15 protein-coding genes and 1 tRNA gene are annotated in these 16823 nt (G+C 58.2%); 15 read left to right on the top strand and 1 reads right to left on the bottom strand.

What is annotated here, in order from left to right; all coding sequences use genetic code 11:
* Positions 1 to 39 precede the first annotated feature (39 nt).
* The 5 genes from uppS (at position 40) to ispG (ending at position 5928) form a co-directional block, all read left to right on the top strand.
* Complete coding sequence (gene uppS / locus IRZ24_RS07110) at positions 40 to 738, top strand: polyprenyl diphosphate synthase (RefSeq protein ID WP_297161723.1); 699 nt, start codon at positions 40 to 42, stop codon at positions 736 to 738.
* A gap of 17 nt (positions 739 to 755) precedes the next feature.
* Positions 756 to 1652 carry a phosphatidate cytidylyltransferase gene (locus IRZ24_RS07105; RefSeq protein WP_297161720.1) on the top strand — a complete coding sequence of 299 codons (897 nt, stop codon included), beginning with the start codon at positions 756 to 758 and terminating at the stop codon, positions 1650 to 1652.
* A 275-nt stretch (positions 1653 to 1927) separates the two neighbouring features.
* Entirely contained in the window at positions 1928 to 3220 is a 1293-nt protein-coding gene (gene dxr, locus IRZ24_RS07100) for a 1-deoxy-D-xylulose-5-phosphate reductoisomerase (RefSeq protein ID WP_297161717.1), read from the top strand.
* A 33-nt stretch (positions 3221 to 3253) separates the two neighbouring features.
* A complete protein-coding gene (locus IRZ24_RS07095; RefSeq protein WP_297161714.1) occupies positions 3254 to 4498 on the top strand; it encodes an RIP metalloprotease in 1245 nt (414 codons plus the stop codon).
* A 176-nt stretch (positions 4499 to 4674) separates the two neighbouring features.
* Positions 4675 to 5928, top strand: coding sequence for a flavodoxin-dependent (E)-4-hydroxy-3-methylbut-2-enyl-diphosphate synthase (gene ispG, locus IRZ24_RS07090; RefSeq protein WP_366914250.1), 1254 nt, complete (start codon positions 4675 to 4677; stop codon positions 5926 to 5928).
* 396 nt (positions 5929 to 6324) lie between these two features.
* Here ispG and IRZ24_RS07085 read toward each other — a convergent pair.
* Positions 6325 to 6399 (bottom strand) — tRNA-Val (locus IRZ24_RS07085).
* A gap of 374 nt (positions 6400 to 6773) precedes the next feature.
* On the opposite strand from IRZ24_RS07085, the gene IRZ24_RS07080 reads away from it, so the two are divergent.
* The 10 genes from IRZ24_RS07080 to IRZ24_RS07035 all read left to right on the top strand — a co-directional run bounded on the left by IRZ24_RS07080 (position 6774) and on the right by IRZ24_RS07035 (position 16702).
* Positions 6774 to 9377: a CHAP domain-containing protein gene (locus IRZ24_RS07080; protein WP_297161708.1), complete on the top strand. Its 2604-nt coding sequence runs from the start codon at positions 6774 to 6776 to the stop codon at positions 9375 to 9377.
* A 70-nt stretch (positions 9378 to 9447) separates the two neighbouring features.
* Entirely contained in the window at positions 9448 to 11139 is a 1692-nt protein-coding gene (gene aroB / locus IRZ24_RS07075; protein ID WP_297161705.1) for a 3-dehydroquinate synthase, read from the top strand.
* On the top strand, positions 11136 to 11606 hold the full coding sequence (gene aroQ / locus IRZ24_RS07070) for a type II 3-dehydroquinate dehydratase (protein ID WP_297161702.1): 471 nt from the start codon (positions 11136 to 11138) through the stop codon (positions 11604 to 11606). Before aroB ends, aroQ begins: the two co-directional genes overlap by 4 nt.
* On the top strand, positions 11603 to 12703 hold the full coding sequence (locus IRZ24_RS07065) for an aminopeptidase P family protein (protein WP_297161699.1): 1101 nt from the start codon (positions 11603 to 11605) through the stop codon (positions 12701 to 12703). Before aroQ ends, IRZ24_RS07065 begins: the two co-directional genes overlap by 4 nt.
* Before the next feature lie 13 nt (positions 12704 to 12716).
* Entirely contained in the window at positions 12717 to 13274 is a 558-nt protein-coding gene (gene efp / locus IRZ24_RS07060; RefSeq protein WP_297161697.1) for an elongation factor P, read from the top strand.
* A 28-nt stretch (positions 13275 to 13302) separates the two neighbouring features.
* On the top strand, positions 13303 to 13830 hold the full coding sequence (locus tag IRZ24_RS07055) for a biotin/lipoyl-containing protein (protein WP_297161694.1): 528 nt from the start codon (positions 13303 to 13305) through the stop codon (positions 13828 to 13830).
* Between the two features lie 19 nt (positions 13831 to 13849).
* Entirely contained in the window at positions 13850 to 15073 is a 1224-nt protein-coding gene (xseA, locus tag IRZ24_RS07050) for an exodeoxyribonuclease VII large subunit (RefSeq protein ID WP_297161692.1), read from the top strand.
* 208 nt (positions 15074 to 15281) lie between these two features.
* Positions 15282 to 15527: an exodeoxyribonuclease VII small subunit gene (xseB, locus tag IRZ24_RS07045; RefSeq protein ID WP_297161689.1), complete on the top strand. Its 246-nt coding sequence runs from the start codon at positions 15282 to 15284 to the stop codon at positions 15525 to 15527.
* A 28-nt stretch (positions 15528 to 15555) separates the two neighbouring features.
* Complete coding sequence (locus IRZ24_RS07040) at positions 15556 to 15993, top strand: divergent PAP2 family protein (protein ID WP_322480644.1); 438 nt, start codon at positions 15556 to 15558, stop codon at positions 15991 to 15993.
* A 100-nt stretch (positions 15994 to 16093) separates the two neighbouring features.
* A complete protein-coding gene (locus tag IRZ24_RS07035) occupies positions 16094 to 16702 on the top strand; it encodes an acyltransferase (protein ID WP_297161683.1) in 609 nt (202 codons plus the stop codon).
* Positions 16703 to 16823 lie beyond the last annotated feature (121 nt).

The raw sequence follows: 16823 nt of genomic DNA, 5'->3' as shown, positions 1-16823 counted from the left end.
GGGCAGGAGCAAGGGCAATCGCAGGGATCAAGCTGTCCGCTGCGTCACCTGGCTATTATTATGGATGGCAATGGCCGCTGGGCCGCTCAGCGTCATTTGCCGCGTCTGGCTGGCCATAAAGCAGGCGTGGCTGCGCTCCGGCGCGTGGTAGAGGCCGCCGTGGATGAGCATATTGAGTATTTGAGTGTCTATGCTTTCTCGACCGAAAACTGGGGCCGCCCCAGGGAAGAGGTTGAGGGCCTCATGCGCCTTTTCTGGGAAACCATCCGCTCTGACCTAGAGAAGTTGCATCGTGACGGGGTGCGGCTGCGCCATCTTGGTCGCTTGCAAGATCTCCCCCCGGCTATTCAACGTGCCGTTCAGGAGTCGGTGGAGCTGACTCGCCATAATAGCCGTATTCATCTGAGTGTCTGCTTTAACTACGGCGGTCGCGCTGAGCTGGTCGATGCTGTGCGGCGGATTATCGCTGATGGGCTGCCACCCGAGGCGATCACCGAGGAGGTGATTAGCTCCTATCTTTATACTCATGATCTACCCGATCCTGATCTTGTTGTTCGCACTGCTGGAGAAATGCGCGTCAGTAATTTCTTGATCTGGCAGTCGGCCTATAGCGAATATTATTCAACACCAACGCTCTGGCCCGATTTCGGGCGCGAAGATCTACGCGCGGCCCTGGAGAGCTATCGCCAGCGCCAGCGGCGCTTCGGTCGGCTAGTCGCGGCTCCCAGCGGTCGCTAAGCAGGTGAAAACATCGCGTGGAGCGCGCAACCGAGAAACAAGTACCATCAGGAAAGAGAGCTGCTGACAGCGGTGGCCAATGGGCGAGCACTCTGACTCTGCGAGTGCTGACCGCCGTTGTAGCGATTCCTATTGTCTTGCTTGTGGTCTGGTTGGGTGGCTGGGTGGCTTTTGCGGCGGCGCTCTTTGTGCTGGCCTGGGGTTGCTATGAGCTGCATCAAATGATGTTGCACTCGGGCAGTCGTCCCGTGCTCTGGATGAGCTTCGGGCTGGGGCTGCTTCTGCTGATCGCGGCCATGTTCCCCCAGTGGCGTCTGCTCTTGCTGGAAATCAGTCTGGGTGTCGCCCTGTTGGTGGCCTTCCCGCTGCTCTTCTGGCGGGAGCGGCTCGATGGTTCCCTGGTCGACTGGGCGCTAACGGTTGTTTTTGCTTTCTATCTTGGTTGGCCGCTCAGCCTCTTGCTTTTGTTGCGCGGCTCTCAGTTCGGCTGGCCTCCTCCCCGAGGGCTTTGGTGGCTGCTCTTGCTCTTTGTGGCTGTCTGGACTTTTGATTCTGCGGCTTTCTTCACTGGCCATTTCCTGGGACGCCATAAGTTGGCGCCTCATATTAGCCCTGGCAAGACCTGGGAGGGGGTCTTTGGGGGCCTGCTCTGTACGGTGATTCTCTGCCTGTTGCTGGCCGGGTGGCTACTCCAGGTCCCCTGGTATCTGGCGCTGATTCTGGGCTTGGCTCTCTCTCTGGCTGCTACCCTGGGCGATCTGGCTGAGTCGTTGATGAAGCGTCAGGCTCAGGTGAAGGATAGTGGTCAGCTGATGCCCGGCCACGGCGGCTTGCTCGATCGCATCGATAGCTTGCTCTTTGCCGCCGTCGTGATCTACTTTTTCTCTCAGCTGGTTGTGTTGGTCTCTCGCTAAGTGGCTGATCAGCCTGCTACCAGGTGCCGCGCTCTTTCTCTCGCCTGTGAGAGAAAGTCTGGCCGTGCAGCTCTGGGCAGAAGATAGATGGCCTATGGTGATAGAGGGCTGGCTGCTGACCACGCTGGGTTAGGCAGACCAACCCGCTGTACGGCGCCCAGTTCACCTTTCGGTCCTGACCATAGGCACAAGCCTAAAAACGTCTCCTGCTGTCTTCGCTCTGCCGTGCTACAATATTCCCTGGGTAGAGCCAGCAAGGGAGCAGCAAAAAGGCAATGGAACGGAATGATCAGAAAGAAGCTGGCCACTGGGCTACGGACCAGATGGCTGTGATGCAGAACTTCCCCAGGCGTATTGCTGTGCTGGGAAGCACTGGCTCAATTGGGCGGCAAACGCTGGATGTGGTCCGTTGCTTCCCTGAGTACTTTGAGGTTGTAGCCCTGGCGGCCCATAGTAACCTGTCCCTGCTGGCCAAGCAGGTTGAGGAATTTGCTCCTGCCTTTGTGGCCTGTTTTGTGGAGACGCCAGCGATTCGGGAGGAGGCACGGCGCTTGGTGAGCGGGGGTGGAAGGGGGGAAAGGAGACCTGTGCCTCAACTGGCTTTCGGCCTCAGCGGTCTGGTAGAGGCGGCTACGCTGCCACAGGTCGATCTGGTGGTAGTGGCTACTTCCGGCCTGGTCGCTCTAGAGCCGGTGATGGCGGCCATTCAGGCTGGCAAGACTATTGCTCTGGCGAATAAAGAGACGCTGGTGATGGCTGGCCATCTGGTAATGGAGGCGGCGCGGCGGGCGGGGGTAGCTATTCTGCCGATCGATAGTGAGCACAGCGCGCTGTGGCAGTGTCTGCGGGGCGAAGAAGGGGCCGAGGTGCGTCGCTTGATTCTGACGGCCTCAGGTGGCCCTTTCCGGCAGACCCCCCTCACGGAGTTGCCCTCGGTAACGGTTGCTCAGGCCTTGGCTCACCCAACCTGGCGCATGGGGCCGAAGATCACTGTGGATTCTGCTACCTTGATGAATAAGGGACTGGAGGTTATTGAGGCTCACTGGCTTTTCTCTGTTCCCTATGATCGCATTGAGGTGGTGATCCAGCCCGAAAGTATTATCCATTCGATGGTCGAGTTCATCGATGGTTCCATCAAAATGCAGGCGAGCCTGCCCAGTATGCATCTGCCGATCCTTGATGCGCTGAGTTATCCGTTGCGCTTGGATGCAGCGGCACGCAGTTTGATTCGCCCTCTCGACTGGGTTCAGGTAGCACGGCTGCATTTTGAACCCCTCGATGTTGCTCGTTTCCCCTGCTATCGTCTGGCCCGTGAGGCTGCTGAGCTTGGCGGTACCTACCCCTGCGCTCTGGTAGGAGCCGATGAGGAGGCGGTGGCGCTCTTTCTGGCGGGTCAGATCAGTCTGACTGATATTGCCCGTCTGATCGAGGCGGTACTAGAGCGTCATGCCGCCGTGGCTCAGGCTCAGCCGGATATTCCGGTGATTCTCCAAACGCGCGATTGGGCGCGACAAATGGCGCAGGAGCAGGCTGCAGCCTTGGGAGTGGTGCGTCAGGCCACAGGTTAGTCTTGCTTGCAAAGCTGTCTGAGGGAAGTGGGAATGAATTACTGGTACTTGTTAGCTGCCATACCGGTCTTTGGTCTTCTGGTCTTTGTCCATGAGCTTGGCCATTTTTTGACTGCTAAGTGGGCAGGGATTCGCGTCGAGGAGTTTGGCCTTGGTTTGCCCCCGCGCATCGTGGGTATTCGTCGCCGCTCTGGTGGCGGGTGGGAGGTGATTTGGTTTAATGGCGGCTCTCGGCTTCACCAGCCGGCGGCCGTAGCTGCAACTGATGACTTCTGGCCGCCGACCGCTTCTGACTCTGGAGCGGGCGAACGAGAAGGCTCCCCGACTGCTGTGCCCCCTCCTTCCTCGACGATCTATTCGCTGAACCTGCTTCCCATCGGCGGCTTTGTGCGTATGCCCGGCGAGAATGGCGAGATGTACGATGAGTATGGACGCTACGACCCAGAAAGCTTTGCTGCAAAGTCTGCTGGTAAGCGTCTCATCGTGCTGGTAGCCGGCGTAACGATGAATTTCTTGCTGGCGATTGTGCTCTTCTCCATTGCCTATAGCGTTGGGGAACCAGTGATCCCCCCGGTTATTGCGAAGGTCGCACCGGGGTCGCCAGCCGCGGCTGCCGGCTTGCGTCCAGGTGATACTTTCCTTTCCGTTAATGGTCAGCCGGTTCAACAGTTCTCTGATGTACAGAATAGTGTGCAGCAGGCCATTGCTCAGGCTCATGGTCAGGCTACTGTGCCGGTGCACATTGTTATCAGGCATGCTGATGATCCCCAGCCAGTGGCGTTAACCATCAATGTACGGGTCAATCCGCCACCCGGTCAGGGGCCGATGGGCATTGAGCGCGGGAATGAGGTTCGCTATGTGACCTACCCGCTCTGGCAGGCTCCTCTCAAGGGCATCACTCAGACCTTCTCTGTGACTGGCCAGTTTATTAGCAGTATTGTGCAAATGGTGACAGGGGCGGTGAAGCCGGAAATCGCTGGGCCGGTGGGAATCGTGCAGATGACGGGCGAGGTGGCTCAGACGGTGCCAACGATTGGCTGGTGGCCTATTCTCACCCTGACGGGTATTCTGAGCCTCAACTTAGCGATTATCAATATCTTGCCGTTCCCTGCTCTCGATGGAGGGCGCGTTCTGTTGATCCTCATCGAACTGCTACGCGGCGGCAAGCGCTTGCGCCCTGAGCGTGAAGGCCTGATTAATCTGGTGGGTATGGCTATCCTGTTGATGTTGATTGTGGTGGTCACCATCAGCGATGTGGTGAATTGGAGTGCCCGCTGATGGTGAGTGAAGCGGCAGAACCTCCCAGCCCGCTGCTGGGCAGCGGTGAAGTTGGAAGGATCGAAAAAGGGTGCAGTATCTTCCAGCTACTGGAGAGGCTGCGCCCCTGCGGAAATTGCTTGTTTTGCTCAGCAGCCCCTGGCCACAGGGCGCTGCTGTCTCGATAGATGCGTCGGATTGATGGAGTGCTTATGCGAAGAAAGACACGACAGATTCATGTCGGAGATGTGCCGATCGGTGGCGATGCACCTATCGCGGTGCAGTCGATGTGTACCACCTACACCCGCGATGTAGAGAGCACGGTGGCCCAGATCTTGCGTCTCGAAGAGGTGGGCTGCGAATTAGTACGCGTGGCCGTCCCGGAGATGGAAGACGCTCTCGCCCTGGGTGAGATCAAAAAGCGTATTCACATCCCTCTGATCGCCGATATTCATTATAATCATCAGCTTGCTCTGGAGGCAATCCGCCAGGGTGTTGACTGTGTGCGCATTAATCCTGGAAATCTGATTCAAGGACGCAAGGCGCTGGAGGAGATTGTCAAGGCCTGTAAGGAGCGAGGCATAGCGATGCGCATCGGCGTTAATGCTGGCTCGCTTGATGCCCTTGACAAACAGGCTCAGATGCAGCGTATCCAGGTCCGCCGCCGCTCCGACGGGGTAGTCGAGCGTAGCGATCCGGCTGAAGAGCGTCGGCGTCAGCGCGAGCAGTTAGCCGAGCGTATGGTGAATAAAGCCCTGGAGTACATTGGCTGGTGTGAGGAACTGGACTTTCATGAAATCAAGGTTTCGCTCAAAGCTTCTGCTCCCTTGACGGCTATTGAAGCCTATCGGCGCTTCTCGCAGCGCTCTGACTATCCGCTGCATTTGGGCATCACCGAGGCCGGGCCTTTGGTGCCAGGAGCGGTCAAGTCGGCGGTCGGTCTGGGGATCTTGCTGGCGGAAGGCATCGGCGATACGATCCGCGTCAGCTTGAGTGCAGAGCCTGAGCAAGAGATCCCCGTGGCCTATGAGATTCTGCGCTCGCTGGAGCTACGCAATCGGGGCGTAACCTTTGTGTCATGTCCTTCTTGTGGCCGTGTCGAGATCGATGTTATCGAAGTCGCCAATGAGGTAGAGCGCCGTCTAGCCAAGGTGCAGACCCCCATTCATGTAGCCGTAATGGGCTGCGTTGTCAATGGACCCGGCGAGGCGCGGGATGCCGATGTCGGCCTGGCTGGTGGGCGTGGCAAAGGGGTCATTTTCCGCAAAGGACAGGTGGTCCGCACGGTACCAGAAGAGGAGTTTCTTGATGCAGTCTTAAAAGAGGTGGCCTCGCTGCTCCCTGAGCATGAAGCGCGTCTCGTCTATCCCGAGGGCGGTATCAAGGAAAGCGCCGGACGTCATCGCACGCGCGATGAGGGGATTACTGAAATCCCTGTGCTGAGGAAGTAAGGGAGTATGGAGACGCTGAGCAGGCAGAAAAGAGCTAAACTAGCAGTACAACCTTAGCGCAGCCTGGCACCGGCGAGGCGAATCTAGTTGACAAGAGGGAGAGGCGGAGGTGTGTGGGACTCATTGCTGGAGGCCAGGCTGCTCGGGCTCGGTCGAGGTGATGAGCCTCTTGGCTGCCTGATCAGGAAACACGTCTGAGAACAGCAACAGAGCAGCTTTGCTCTGTGCCAGAAGGCACAGCATAGGGCCAGACCCCAAAAAATGCCGGCTAGAAACCCCCTGTTCCCCGCCGTTTTCCTCCTCTTCCTCTCTGTTGGACTCTTCAAAGGTTGCTCTTTCCGATCCTGCTGAGGACAGAAACAGGCGACCCTTGTCTAGTCGGGTCGCCTGGTAGAGTGGGCAATACAGGACTCGAACCTGTGACCTCTGCCATGTCAAGGCAGCGCTCTAACCGGACTGAGCTAATTGCCCAAGCCAACCTTGTTCCTTCGGGATGATCCTATGATAACACTGCTCTCATGCCCTGTCAAGCCCTTTTTGGGCCAGTGTCGAAAGGGCAGCGGAAGAGACGCCCAAACGTTCTTGCCGGCTGTCTCCCCTGGGCCTGTGGGTGAGAGGGTATAGAATAGAACCAGGAAACTAGTGCTCAGCTCACTGGTTGCTGACGGAGACGAGGCCTGCCAGAAGGAGGCGGCAAAGTAAGCAGGCCACCTTGCACGCATCAACTCACAATGGTATACTCTCCAAGAAATCGCACAGTGGCAGAAAGACCGCGAGCGTGCTTTCAGGTAAAACTGGCCAGCCGTGGCTGCATACAGGTCTTATTTTAGGGAGGAAGAGACCAGATGCATCCTTTGGCCTTCCTGCGGAGGCTCCTGCGAAGTGATGATCGACATCTTGCCACCGGGCGCACGAAGCGTCGCCACTTTCTCGCCGCTTCTCTCATCGCTGTACTCTGTCTCTGCCTGCTACTCTCGCAAGCGTTCTCGTTCGTAAATCTGCTCCAGGCTAGTGCTCAGGGACTGGGGTATACGGCTCCGACGCTCAATACTCACTGTGACCAGCTTAGCTTTAGTGCCGATGGCAATCCCTTTGCGCTCTGCCCTGGCCCTTTTCCGCAGGGTGGAAACTGCGTGTGGTGGGCCTGGGAGCAGTGGCACTGGCTGCATTATGATCTGCCTCTCAACTGGGGCAACGCGGCGGACTGGATCAGTGCTGCTGAGCGGGCCGGCTTGCCCGTAGGGACTCGTCCTCGTGTGGGAGCTATTGCGGTCTTCCCGATCGCTGATGGAGTATGGGCCTATAGCTCTGCTGGTCACGTGGCTTTTGTGACCTGGGTCAGTCCTGATGGCGATACCTTTAATGTGACCTATCAAAATTATGGAGATCCCACCCCTGTGCACCTTGGTATTGGCTACCGCGTGTCGGTCATTAACCAGCCTCGCTATCAGCGTGGTCAGCTCCGCTTCATCTATTTCCCAGGTCAGATTGATCCTCAGCTCTTTGCACAACTGCCGGGCGTCGACGGCGAGTCCCTGGCAGAGGTGCTTGCGGCTAATCAGCAGCAGCTACGTGAACCGGCCACGCTGACCACTGCTCGTATAGCTCTCGGGTTGCCGCCTACCTCCTCGGAGCAGGAGTTTAATGCCGATTTCACAGGGACTGGTCAAAGCGCGCTCTTGCTCTATAATCGCCAGCAGGGCACGCTGAAAGTGCTGCAGCTGCTGGATGCCGAGCAGCTGAGTAAACGCCCAGGCGGACGTCTCTGGCCCTATCCTGATTCACCCTCGGACGCCGCTGGTACGCTTGCGGGGGCGCGACTGGTACCCCTGACTGATGGCCAGGTAGGGCCGCATGGCTGGGGCTCGGATCTGGACATCTGCATCGGTGATTTCGCTGGCCTCGGTCATGATCAGATCCTGCTCTATAGCCGCTCTACTGGAAAGATACAGATTCTTAGCCTTGACGCTGATCTGCAGATCCGCCAGCATATTACACTAGATGGCTGGGGGCCCGGTTGGGAACTTTACACAGGTCGCTTCAATGGCCAGACAACAGGCTTGCTCCTCTATAATCGCTTTGTCAACTCGCCGGCGCCGAGCCTTCCTGCTCCCAGTCTGACGCCGACGCCTTTCCCAACAGTGCCCGGCGGGCCAGGCGTCTCACCTGTGCCCAGTCTGGTGCCGACGAAGTCCCCTGTGCCTTCGGCTACGCCCAAGCCCACGCCTACGGCGAGACCGACGGCTACGGCCACGCCGCGACCGACAGCGAGCGTCACGCCGCGTCCGACGCCGACTCCAACACCAACGGCTACACCGCGACCAACCGTGACCGTTACTCCCAGTCCGACAGCCGCACCGGAGCCGACGCCGACTCCCTTGCCCACAGCTACACCCAGACCAAGCGCTACACCCTCGGCGACACCCACCAGGCCAGCCACCCCGACGGCTACGTCGACTCCTACTGGCACGCCAACAGCTACCCCCAGCGTTTCCCCTTCACCTACGGCGGGTACGATCACCCGGAAAGTTGCCACTGGTGGAGCAGGGACGCCGCTCATACAAGGTGATCTAACCTTTAGTTTGAGTCCCGGCGCTGGCGGAGGCAATGATCTCGGTGGCAGCCAGAACAATCAAGCTCAGCTCTCTCCCAATGTCCTGCTCGTTGACTTTACCAATACTTTCGCAATCAAACATCAGCAGCGCTATCTGCTCTCTCAGGACTCTTGGGAACTCTACACTGGGCGTTTTGTCAGCGCTCAGCAAGATGGCCTCTTTCTCTATGATCGCCTCAGTGGCCAGGGACGCTTGATTAGTTTCAATGCCAGCTTGCAGGTTGTCCATAACCAAGCCGTGACGGGCCTCGATGGCAACTGGCAAATCTACAGCGGGGACTTTTGCGGTGTGGGTCGCGCTCAGCTTTTGCTCTATGATCCCATCGTTGGCGAAGCTCAGCTTTTGCTCCTCAATCGTAATCTGCAGGTCCAGACACGGCAGAGCTACAGTCAGTGGGGCAGCGGCGCAATCCTCTACACGGGCCACTTTGGCGGCAGCGCCGAGAGCATTATGCTCTATGATCCATTGCAAGCTCAGAGCACCTTTATCGCCTTTGATCGCGCTGGGCAAATTACCCATCAGTATACCGTAGCGAGCTGGGATCAGCATTGGCAGATTCTGATCGGCTCATTCGTCAACCATGCGCACTGTGACGTCCAGGCAACCTGCTCGACTGGCGATGACATTCTGGTTCTTAATCGTCAGACAGGGCGACTCGAACAGTATGCCTTTCATTTCCAGTCGACGTTCAGAATCTACGATAACCGCATTCAAGCCTTTATACGCGAAGGAATAGCGCGGGAGCAGGATAACTATCTCAAGGTTGTCGATACCTCGACCTTCAGCCTGCTAGCCATTCTAGATACGCCGGTTCACAGCGAAGAGCTTTACTAATCATGAGGAGGGAGGAAAGAGCGTCGGTGGCTTCCAGGCTGACCGATCAGCTCATGGCAAAAGAATGCACATGCGTAACGTCTTCTTGATTGGGTTGTCGGGGAGTGGCAAAACGACCGTTGGGCGTCTGTTAGCGGAGCGCCTGGGAAGAGACTTCTTCGACACCGATCTGCTCGTGGAGCAAGACAGTGGGAAACGCATTGCCACTATCTTTGCAGAGGAGGGTGAAAGCGCTTTCCGGGCCCGTGAGAAACAGGCTCTTCAAAAAGCGGCTTCCCATGCTGGCGCTATCATTGCCACTGGGGGAGGAATCGTTCTCGATGCGGACAATCGTCGTCTGATGGCGGAACGGGGAGTCAGAGTTTTTCTGAGTGTCGAACCTGAGATTGCTCTTGAACGCCTGCGTCGGCAGGAGGCAGCAGCGCGTGAGGCGGGCCTCTCTCCCGAAGTGCGTCCCCTATTAGCCCGGGACGATCCTCTTGCAGCCCTGCGCCGCCTGCTGGCTGAGCGCCAGGCTCTCTACACTGAGGCCGATGCCTGCTGCTCGACCGAAGGCAAAAGCCCCGAACAGGTGGTGCGTGCTGTCCTGGCAGCTCTGATTGCCCTGGGTGCTCTCGAGGGAGAGGAAGCTCTAGAACGTCAGATTCGGGCCGGCGAGGGCTATGCCGCCGTTGTCGATTGGGGGGGACTGGGACGTCTGCCAACCTATCTGGCTCGGCTCAATCTGCCACGGCGTGTCTTTCTCTTCAGCGATCAGCATGTCTATGATCTCTATGGTCCTCCTCTATTACGAACGTTGCAACGGGCTGGCTGGAGCGCGAGCAGTTATGTCATTCCGGCAGGCGAGACCAGCAAGTCATTGGAGCAACTGAGTGCTATTTACGATTGGCTCATCGAACAGAGAGCAGAACGTCGTGAGGCCCTGCTCGCTCTCGGGGGGGGCGTAGTTGGAGACCTGGTAGGTTTTGCCGCAGCTACTTACCTGCGCGGTGTCCCCCTGGTGCAACTACCAACCTCGTTGTTAGCCCAGGTTGATGCGGCCATTGGTGGCAAAACAGGGATCAACCACCCGCGTGGCAAAAACCTGATTGGCGCCTTTTATCAACCCCGGCTGGTGTTGGCCGATCCGGCGACACTGCTGACGCTGCCGCAGCGCGAGCGCACTGAGGGCTGGGCAGAGGTTGTCAAGTATGGTATCATACTCGACGCAGAACTCTTTACGTTGCTAGAAACCCATGCGGCGACTCTGCGCGACTTCTCCTTGCCCCCGGCCTCGCTGCTGGCGCAGATCATCGCGCGTTGTATTGCACTCAAGGCCGCAGTGATCGAGGAAGATGAACGAGAGCAGGGGCGGAGGGCAATCCTCAATTATGGGCATACCTTAGGCCATGCGCTAGAGAATGTGACCGGCTACGGTGAATGGCTGCATGGGGAAGCGGTAGCGCTGGGTATGGTGGCCGCGGCTGAACTGGCTTGTCAGGCTGGTCTGCTGGCGCGTGAAGAGGCCGAGCGCCAGCGATCCCTGCTGAAGGCTTTGGGTCTGCCCACTGTCTATCATGGAGTGCCGCGGGCCGAAGCATTATTAGCGGCCATTCAGCTTGATAAGAAGGTGGCTCAGAAGCAGGTGCGCTGGATCATGCCCCGTCGCATTGGCGAGGTCTTCCAGACCACACTGCCTGATGAGCTGGTCCGCGAGGTAGTGCACGCTCTCTTTGGAGGCGAAGGCACTATCCAGGCCGGGGTAAGGCAGGAAGAAGTATGACGCGCACGATCCTTGTGATCAACGGACCAAACTTGAATCGACTGGGGAAACGAGAACCGGCCATTTATGGCACGGTCACTTGGCCCTGGATCATTGAACGCCTGCGCCGTCTTGCGGCCGAGCATGAGGTCACGCTGCTCGATTTTCAGTCGAATCACGAGGGGGCGCTCATCGATTTCCTCCAAGACCAGGGAGAGCAAGCCGCTGGCGTCATTATCAACCCGGGAGCCTTAACTCATTACTCGCTGGCTCTGCGCGATGCTCTAGCAGCTCTCTCTGCCCCTGTTATTGAGGTTCATCTGAGCAATATTTATGCGCGGGAGCCTTTTCGTCATCAATCCGTGACCGCGGCGGTCTGCCGCGGCCAGATCAGTGGTCTGGGCTGGCGAGGCTATGAGCTGGCCTTACGTGCTTTGCTTGATATCATTGCTGAAGAGGAGTCCCGCGCGAAAGAGGGGAAGGCATGAACGAGGAGAGCATCGCTGCTGTGCGTGCCTGGCTGCGCGAACAGGAGCTTGATGCCTGTTTGATTACCCAGCCTCACAATCGCTCCTATCTGAGTAGCTGGCTGGAGGACGATGCCGAGGCAGCCTGGCTGCTAGTCTCTCGTGAGCAATGTCTGCTGATTACGACACCGCTCTACCGTGAGGTGGCCGAGAAAGAGGCGGCAGGCTGTCAAGTGCTGGTGCCGGAGCGGCGTGAGTTTGTTGAGGCAGTAGTGGCTCAGGCTCGGCAAGGCGACTGGCGGCGTCTCGGTTTCGAGGCGGATGCCCTTAGCTATAGCTACTATGCTAAACTCTCTCACGGTGGCGAAGGGCAATTTACCTTGCAGCCACTGGCAAGCACCATTGTCGACCGCCTACGTCAGGTCAAGTCCGGCCAGGAGCTAGAGCGTGTAAAGAAGGCCGTGGAGATCACGGACGAGACCTTTGCCCATCTCTGCAGATGGTTGCGCCCCGGGTTGACTGAAAGAGAAGTGCAATGGGAGATTATTCGCACGATGATCACCCTGGGGGCAGACGGTCCAGCCTTCGAGCCGATTGTTGCTTCCGGCCCCAATGGCTCTATGCCCCACGCGCGTGCCAGCGGGCGGTCTATCGAGGCGGGCGAACTGATTACGATCGATATGGGAGCGCGCTATCAGGGCTACTGTGCTGATATGACGCGCACGGTCTGCCTAGGGGAGCCACGTGAGGCACGTATGCGCCTCCTGTACGAGGCCGTGTTAGAAGCGATGCGTACCTGTGAGCGGGGGCTGCACGCAGGCCTCTCGGGGCGCCAAGCTGATAGCCTGGCGCGAGATGTGCTGGCAAGCTATGGCTTAGCTGAGTACTATATCCACAGTACTGGCCACGGCGTTGGCCTGGAGGTGCACGAAGAACCACTGTTGTCGCAGCGGGCCCCCGAAGACGCTCTTCTGCCTGCAGGGGCAGTGGTGACTGTTGAGCCAGGGGTCTACATCCCCGGCTGGGGTGGCTTGCGGATTGAGGATAGTGTGCTGGTGTTGGAAGATAGGGCGGAGGTGCTGACGCGCTCGCCGCTCGATCTGATCATTCCACAATAGGGAGTGTGTGGCGATGATTTCGACTGGCGACCTAAAGAAGGGTCTTTCTCTCGAGCTAGATGGACAGCTCTATACCATTCTCGACTGGCAGCACATTAAGCTTGGCCGTGGTGGAGCCACGGTCCGTCTCAAGCTGCGCAATCTGCGCACGGGCGCCATCGTCGAGCGAACCTTTGATGCTGGCGAGAAATTCAAGCGCGTTTTCCTGGATCGCGTGCATGTAATGTACCAATACCAGGATGGCGATCAGTATCATTTTATGGATACGACCACCTACGAAGACATCGTCTTGACCGAGGAGCAGCTTGGCGATGCCCGGCTCTATCTGACCGACAATATGGAGCTGGATATCATGATGCACGAGGGCCGGCCAATCTCGGTAGAGTTGCCTGAAAAGGTGGTGCTCCGCGTAACCTATACAGAACCTGGCGTAAAAGGCGATACGGCTACTGGTGGCTCGAAGCCGGCTACGACGGAGACAGGGCTAGTGGTTCAGGTACCGCTCTTTGTCAATATTGGTGACCTGATCCGCGTCAATACGACGACAGGTGAGTACGTTGAGCGCGCGTAGCCTGCCAGCATAGAGGAGGACTAGAGCGATGGAAGTTAAGGCATCACGCCGGGGGAGTAGTCGCGGTGCCCTGGAAAACGGTGCCGCTAGCGCTGAGGCTCTGACGGTTGAGCAGATTAAGCGTCTGGTACAGCTACTTGACCACAGCGATGTAAGCGAGCTGGAGCTAAGGGCGCCGATGGCTGGCCTCCGCCTGGCGTTGCGCAAAGCACGTCTCAGTGGTGCCGAGGGCCTAACCGCTACGGAGCTGGTTGATGAGGAAGTGGGGGCGACGGAGGAACAGCCAACCTCCGCCACTGAGACCCGGCATACGATCGTCTCTCCCTGGGTCGGCATCTTTCACCGCTGGGCCAGGCCCAAGGAGCAGCGTCCTGTAGTCCAGCTTGGCGATCAGGTCAAGGTTGGCCAGCTTGTAGCGACTGTCGAGGCGCTCAATGTGATTAATGAGGTTGAGTCGCCGGTGGCGGGCCGTGTGGCTGAGATCCTGGTAGAGGAGGGGCAGCCAGTCGAGTATGGACAGCCGCTCATGGTGATTGATAGCTCCGGCGAGGCCTAGCCGGGAGGATGCCGCGTCGATGCTGGCTACACTCAGCGAGCCGCCGCTAACAGTCTCAGAGGCGGTCCACTACTTAAAGAAAGTCCTAGAGCAGGATGAACTGCTACGCGCTATCTGGGTCCAGGGAGAAATCTCCGATTATAAGGTTCATCTTGCTTCCGGTCATTGTTATTTCACACTGAAAGACGAGACAGCTCAGCTGTTATGTGTCTTTTTCAAGCAAGCCCGCCAGCGGGCCGGCCTGCCTGAGCTCCGCAATGGTCTGGCGGTGCTGGCTGCTGGCTATGTCTCGTTCTATGAGCAACATGGTCGGCTGCAGCTCTATGTCGAGTATGTCGAGCCGCTGGGCGAAGGAGCTCTCTACCGACGTTTTGAACAGCTCAAGGAGCGGTTGGCCGCTGAGGGCCTCTTTGCGGAGACGCGCAAGCGCCCGCTGCCTTCGGCTCCGGCTGTAATCGGGGTGGTAACCTCGCTACAGGCGGCGGCCCTCCGCGATATGCTGCGCGTGCTCCGCACACGCTATCCACTGGCAGAGGTGCTGATTGCTCCCGCGCTGGTGCAGGGATCGGAGGCTCCAGCTTCGATTGCTGCGGCGATTGATTTGTTGAATGAGCATGGAGAGGCAGAGGTCATTATCGTAGCGCGCGGCGGCGGCTCGCGTGAAGAACTATGGGCTTTCAATGAGGAGGTGGTGGCGCGCGCTATCGCTCGTTCGCGCATTCCGGTCATTAGTGGTGTCGGCCATGAGACTGATGTAACAATCGCTGACCTGGTGGCCGATTATCGCGCCTCAACGCCGACCGCTGCAGCGACGGCCGCTGTGCCGGATGTGGCTCGCTGGCGCCAGGACTTGCTTGAATGGCAGCAGCGCTTGCAAGACTGCATGTTGACCTATCTGACCACGCAGCGTGAGCGTTTGCTGCGGGTCGAACGCGACCTTCAGCACGCTAGCCCGCGTGGCCAGTTGGATCAGCGACGCCAGCAGCTTGATGATTTGAGCGAGCGTTTACTTGCTAGTATGCAAACGCTCCTGACTCTCCAGCGCGAACGTCTTCGGGGGATCTCGCGCCATCTGGCAACACTGAGTCCGCTGGAGACACTCGCGCGAGGATTTGCGATTGCACGGCGCGCCGACGATCAAGCGCTGGTTACCGCCGTGGAGCAGGTCCACCCCGGCGATCGCTTGTTGCTTCAGCTCGCCAATGGCTCCGTGACTGTGCAGGTGCTCCAGGTGCTCCCCTAGGTTGGTCGTTCCTGCTGTGCTGTGCAAGCGATCTTGTTCGCCATCCCTGCGCTCCTTCGGAGCCAACTTGTTCCTGGCCGGCTTACTCGACAGCCAGCAGTGACGCTGAAAGCTTTGGCGCTCTTCGCCTGTGTCGGCTAATTCCTTGTCCTGCCTGAATTGCTTGCGAAACTGGATTCACCCAATAAATTGGTGAGATATGTGTACTATGGAAGATTTGACTTTTGAGGAAGCTTTTCAGCAGTTAGAGGAGACGGTGTTAACTCTGCAGAATGGGCAACTTCCTCTAGAAAAAGCTATTGAGCATTTCGAACGCGGCATGCGTCTGGTGCATTACTGCAACGATCTCCTACAGCGGGCGGAGCTGCGTGTCAGGCAACTAACGGTTGATGACGAGGGGATGCCAGTAGTTCAGCCGCTAGAGCTGAGCCAGCTCACAGAAGAGATCGAGTAGGGGCGGGCGCGAATAGTTGCAGATATCAATGGCGTCGTTGCTAGAAAATCGTGCCTTATTAGCAGCGCTGCTAGCCTGGGCCCTGGCTCAGATGAGCAAAACCCTCATTGAGGTTGTGACGCAGCGGCGGCTGAACCTGCGCCGACTGGTCTCGGCGGGCGGGATGCCAAGCGCCCACTCGGCTCTTGTCATGGGACTGGCCACGGCAGTAGGCCGACTCACAGGTCTCTCCTCTGTGAACTTCGCCATCAGCATTGTACTGGCGGGTGTAGTGATGTACGATGCTGCCGGCGTACGGCGTGCTGTCAGTATCCAAGCTCGGATGTTGAACCAGATGCTGGAGGAGGCCTTTAAAGGTCATCCCATTGGAGAGCAGCGTCTGCGCGAACTAATAGGTCATACCCCGATTCAGGTCGTGGTTGGGGGACTACTGGGCATTGCGATCGGCTTACTCGTCACCGCTTGAACAAGGTTGGTTGTCTCTAACGGCAGAGCTGACGCCTGTTCTTTTCGCGATGTTGAGGAAGTGAGCAGCTCAGGAGGCGGAATCCAGAAGGAGCGCAGTAATGGAGCATGTGAGTCGAAAGGATGTCTTTATTCATCCAACGGCAGAGGTTTCGCCGGAGGCGCAGATTGGGGCTGGTACCCGTGTCTGGGGGCTGGCCCAGGTGCGTGAGGGGGCTGTGATTGGAGAAGAGTGCATTTTAGGGAGAGGGGTCTATATCGATACGCGGGTGCGTGTTGGGGCACGGGTTAAGATCCAAAACTATGTCTCGGTCTTTGAGGGAGTAACCATTGAGGATGGGGTCTTTATTGGCCCGCATGTTTGCTTTACCAATGATTTGCTGCCGCGGGCGATTACGCCAGATGGGCGCCTGAAAGGGTCACAGGATTGGCAGATTACGCCGACACTGGTACGCTATGGGGCTTCACTGGGTGCGCGGACAGTAGTCGTCTGTGGAGTAACCATTGGAGAGTTTGCCCTGGTAGGAGCCGGTTCTGTGGTCACGCGTGATGTCCCGCCTCACGCTCTAGTCTATGGTAATCCGGCGCGCCAGCATGGCTATGTCTGTCGCTGTGCACGGCCTCTCAGCGAGCTTCATGAGCAACAAGGGCAGCTCGCCGGCTGGTGTTCGGCTTGTCAGCGTCTTTGCCTGCTACCTGCTCACTCCTGAGGGTGGAGGTGAACAGGGAGAGGCAACGGGGTAGTTCGCTGCGCTTCCCTGCTCACCCCGCAAGGTCAAGTGGCAGCCGTGGACGTCACGGCGCCGGGGGAAGGGGGGGATAGTAGTGGGG

This window comes from Thermogemmatispora sp. (assembly GCF_019683755.1).
Taxonomy (GTDB): Bacteria; Chloroflexota; Ktedonobacteria; order Ktedonobacterales; family Ktedonobacteraceae; genus Thermogemmatispora.
Note: the sequence above shows the minus strand (reverse complement) of the source record. Positions and strands in the feature narration are given on the sequence as shown.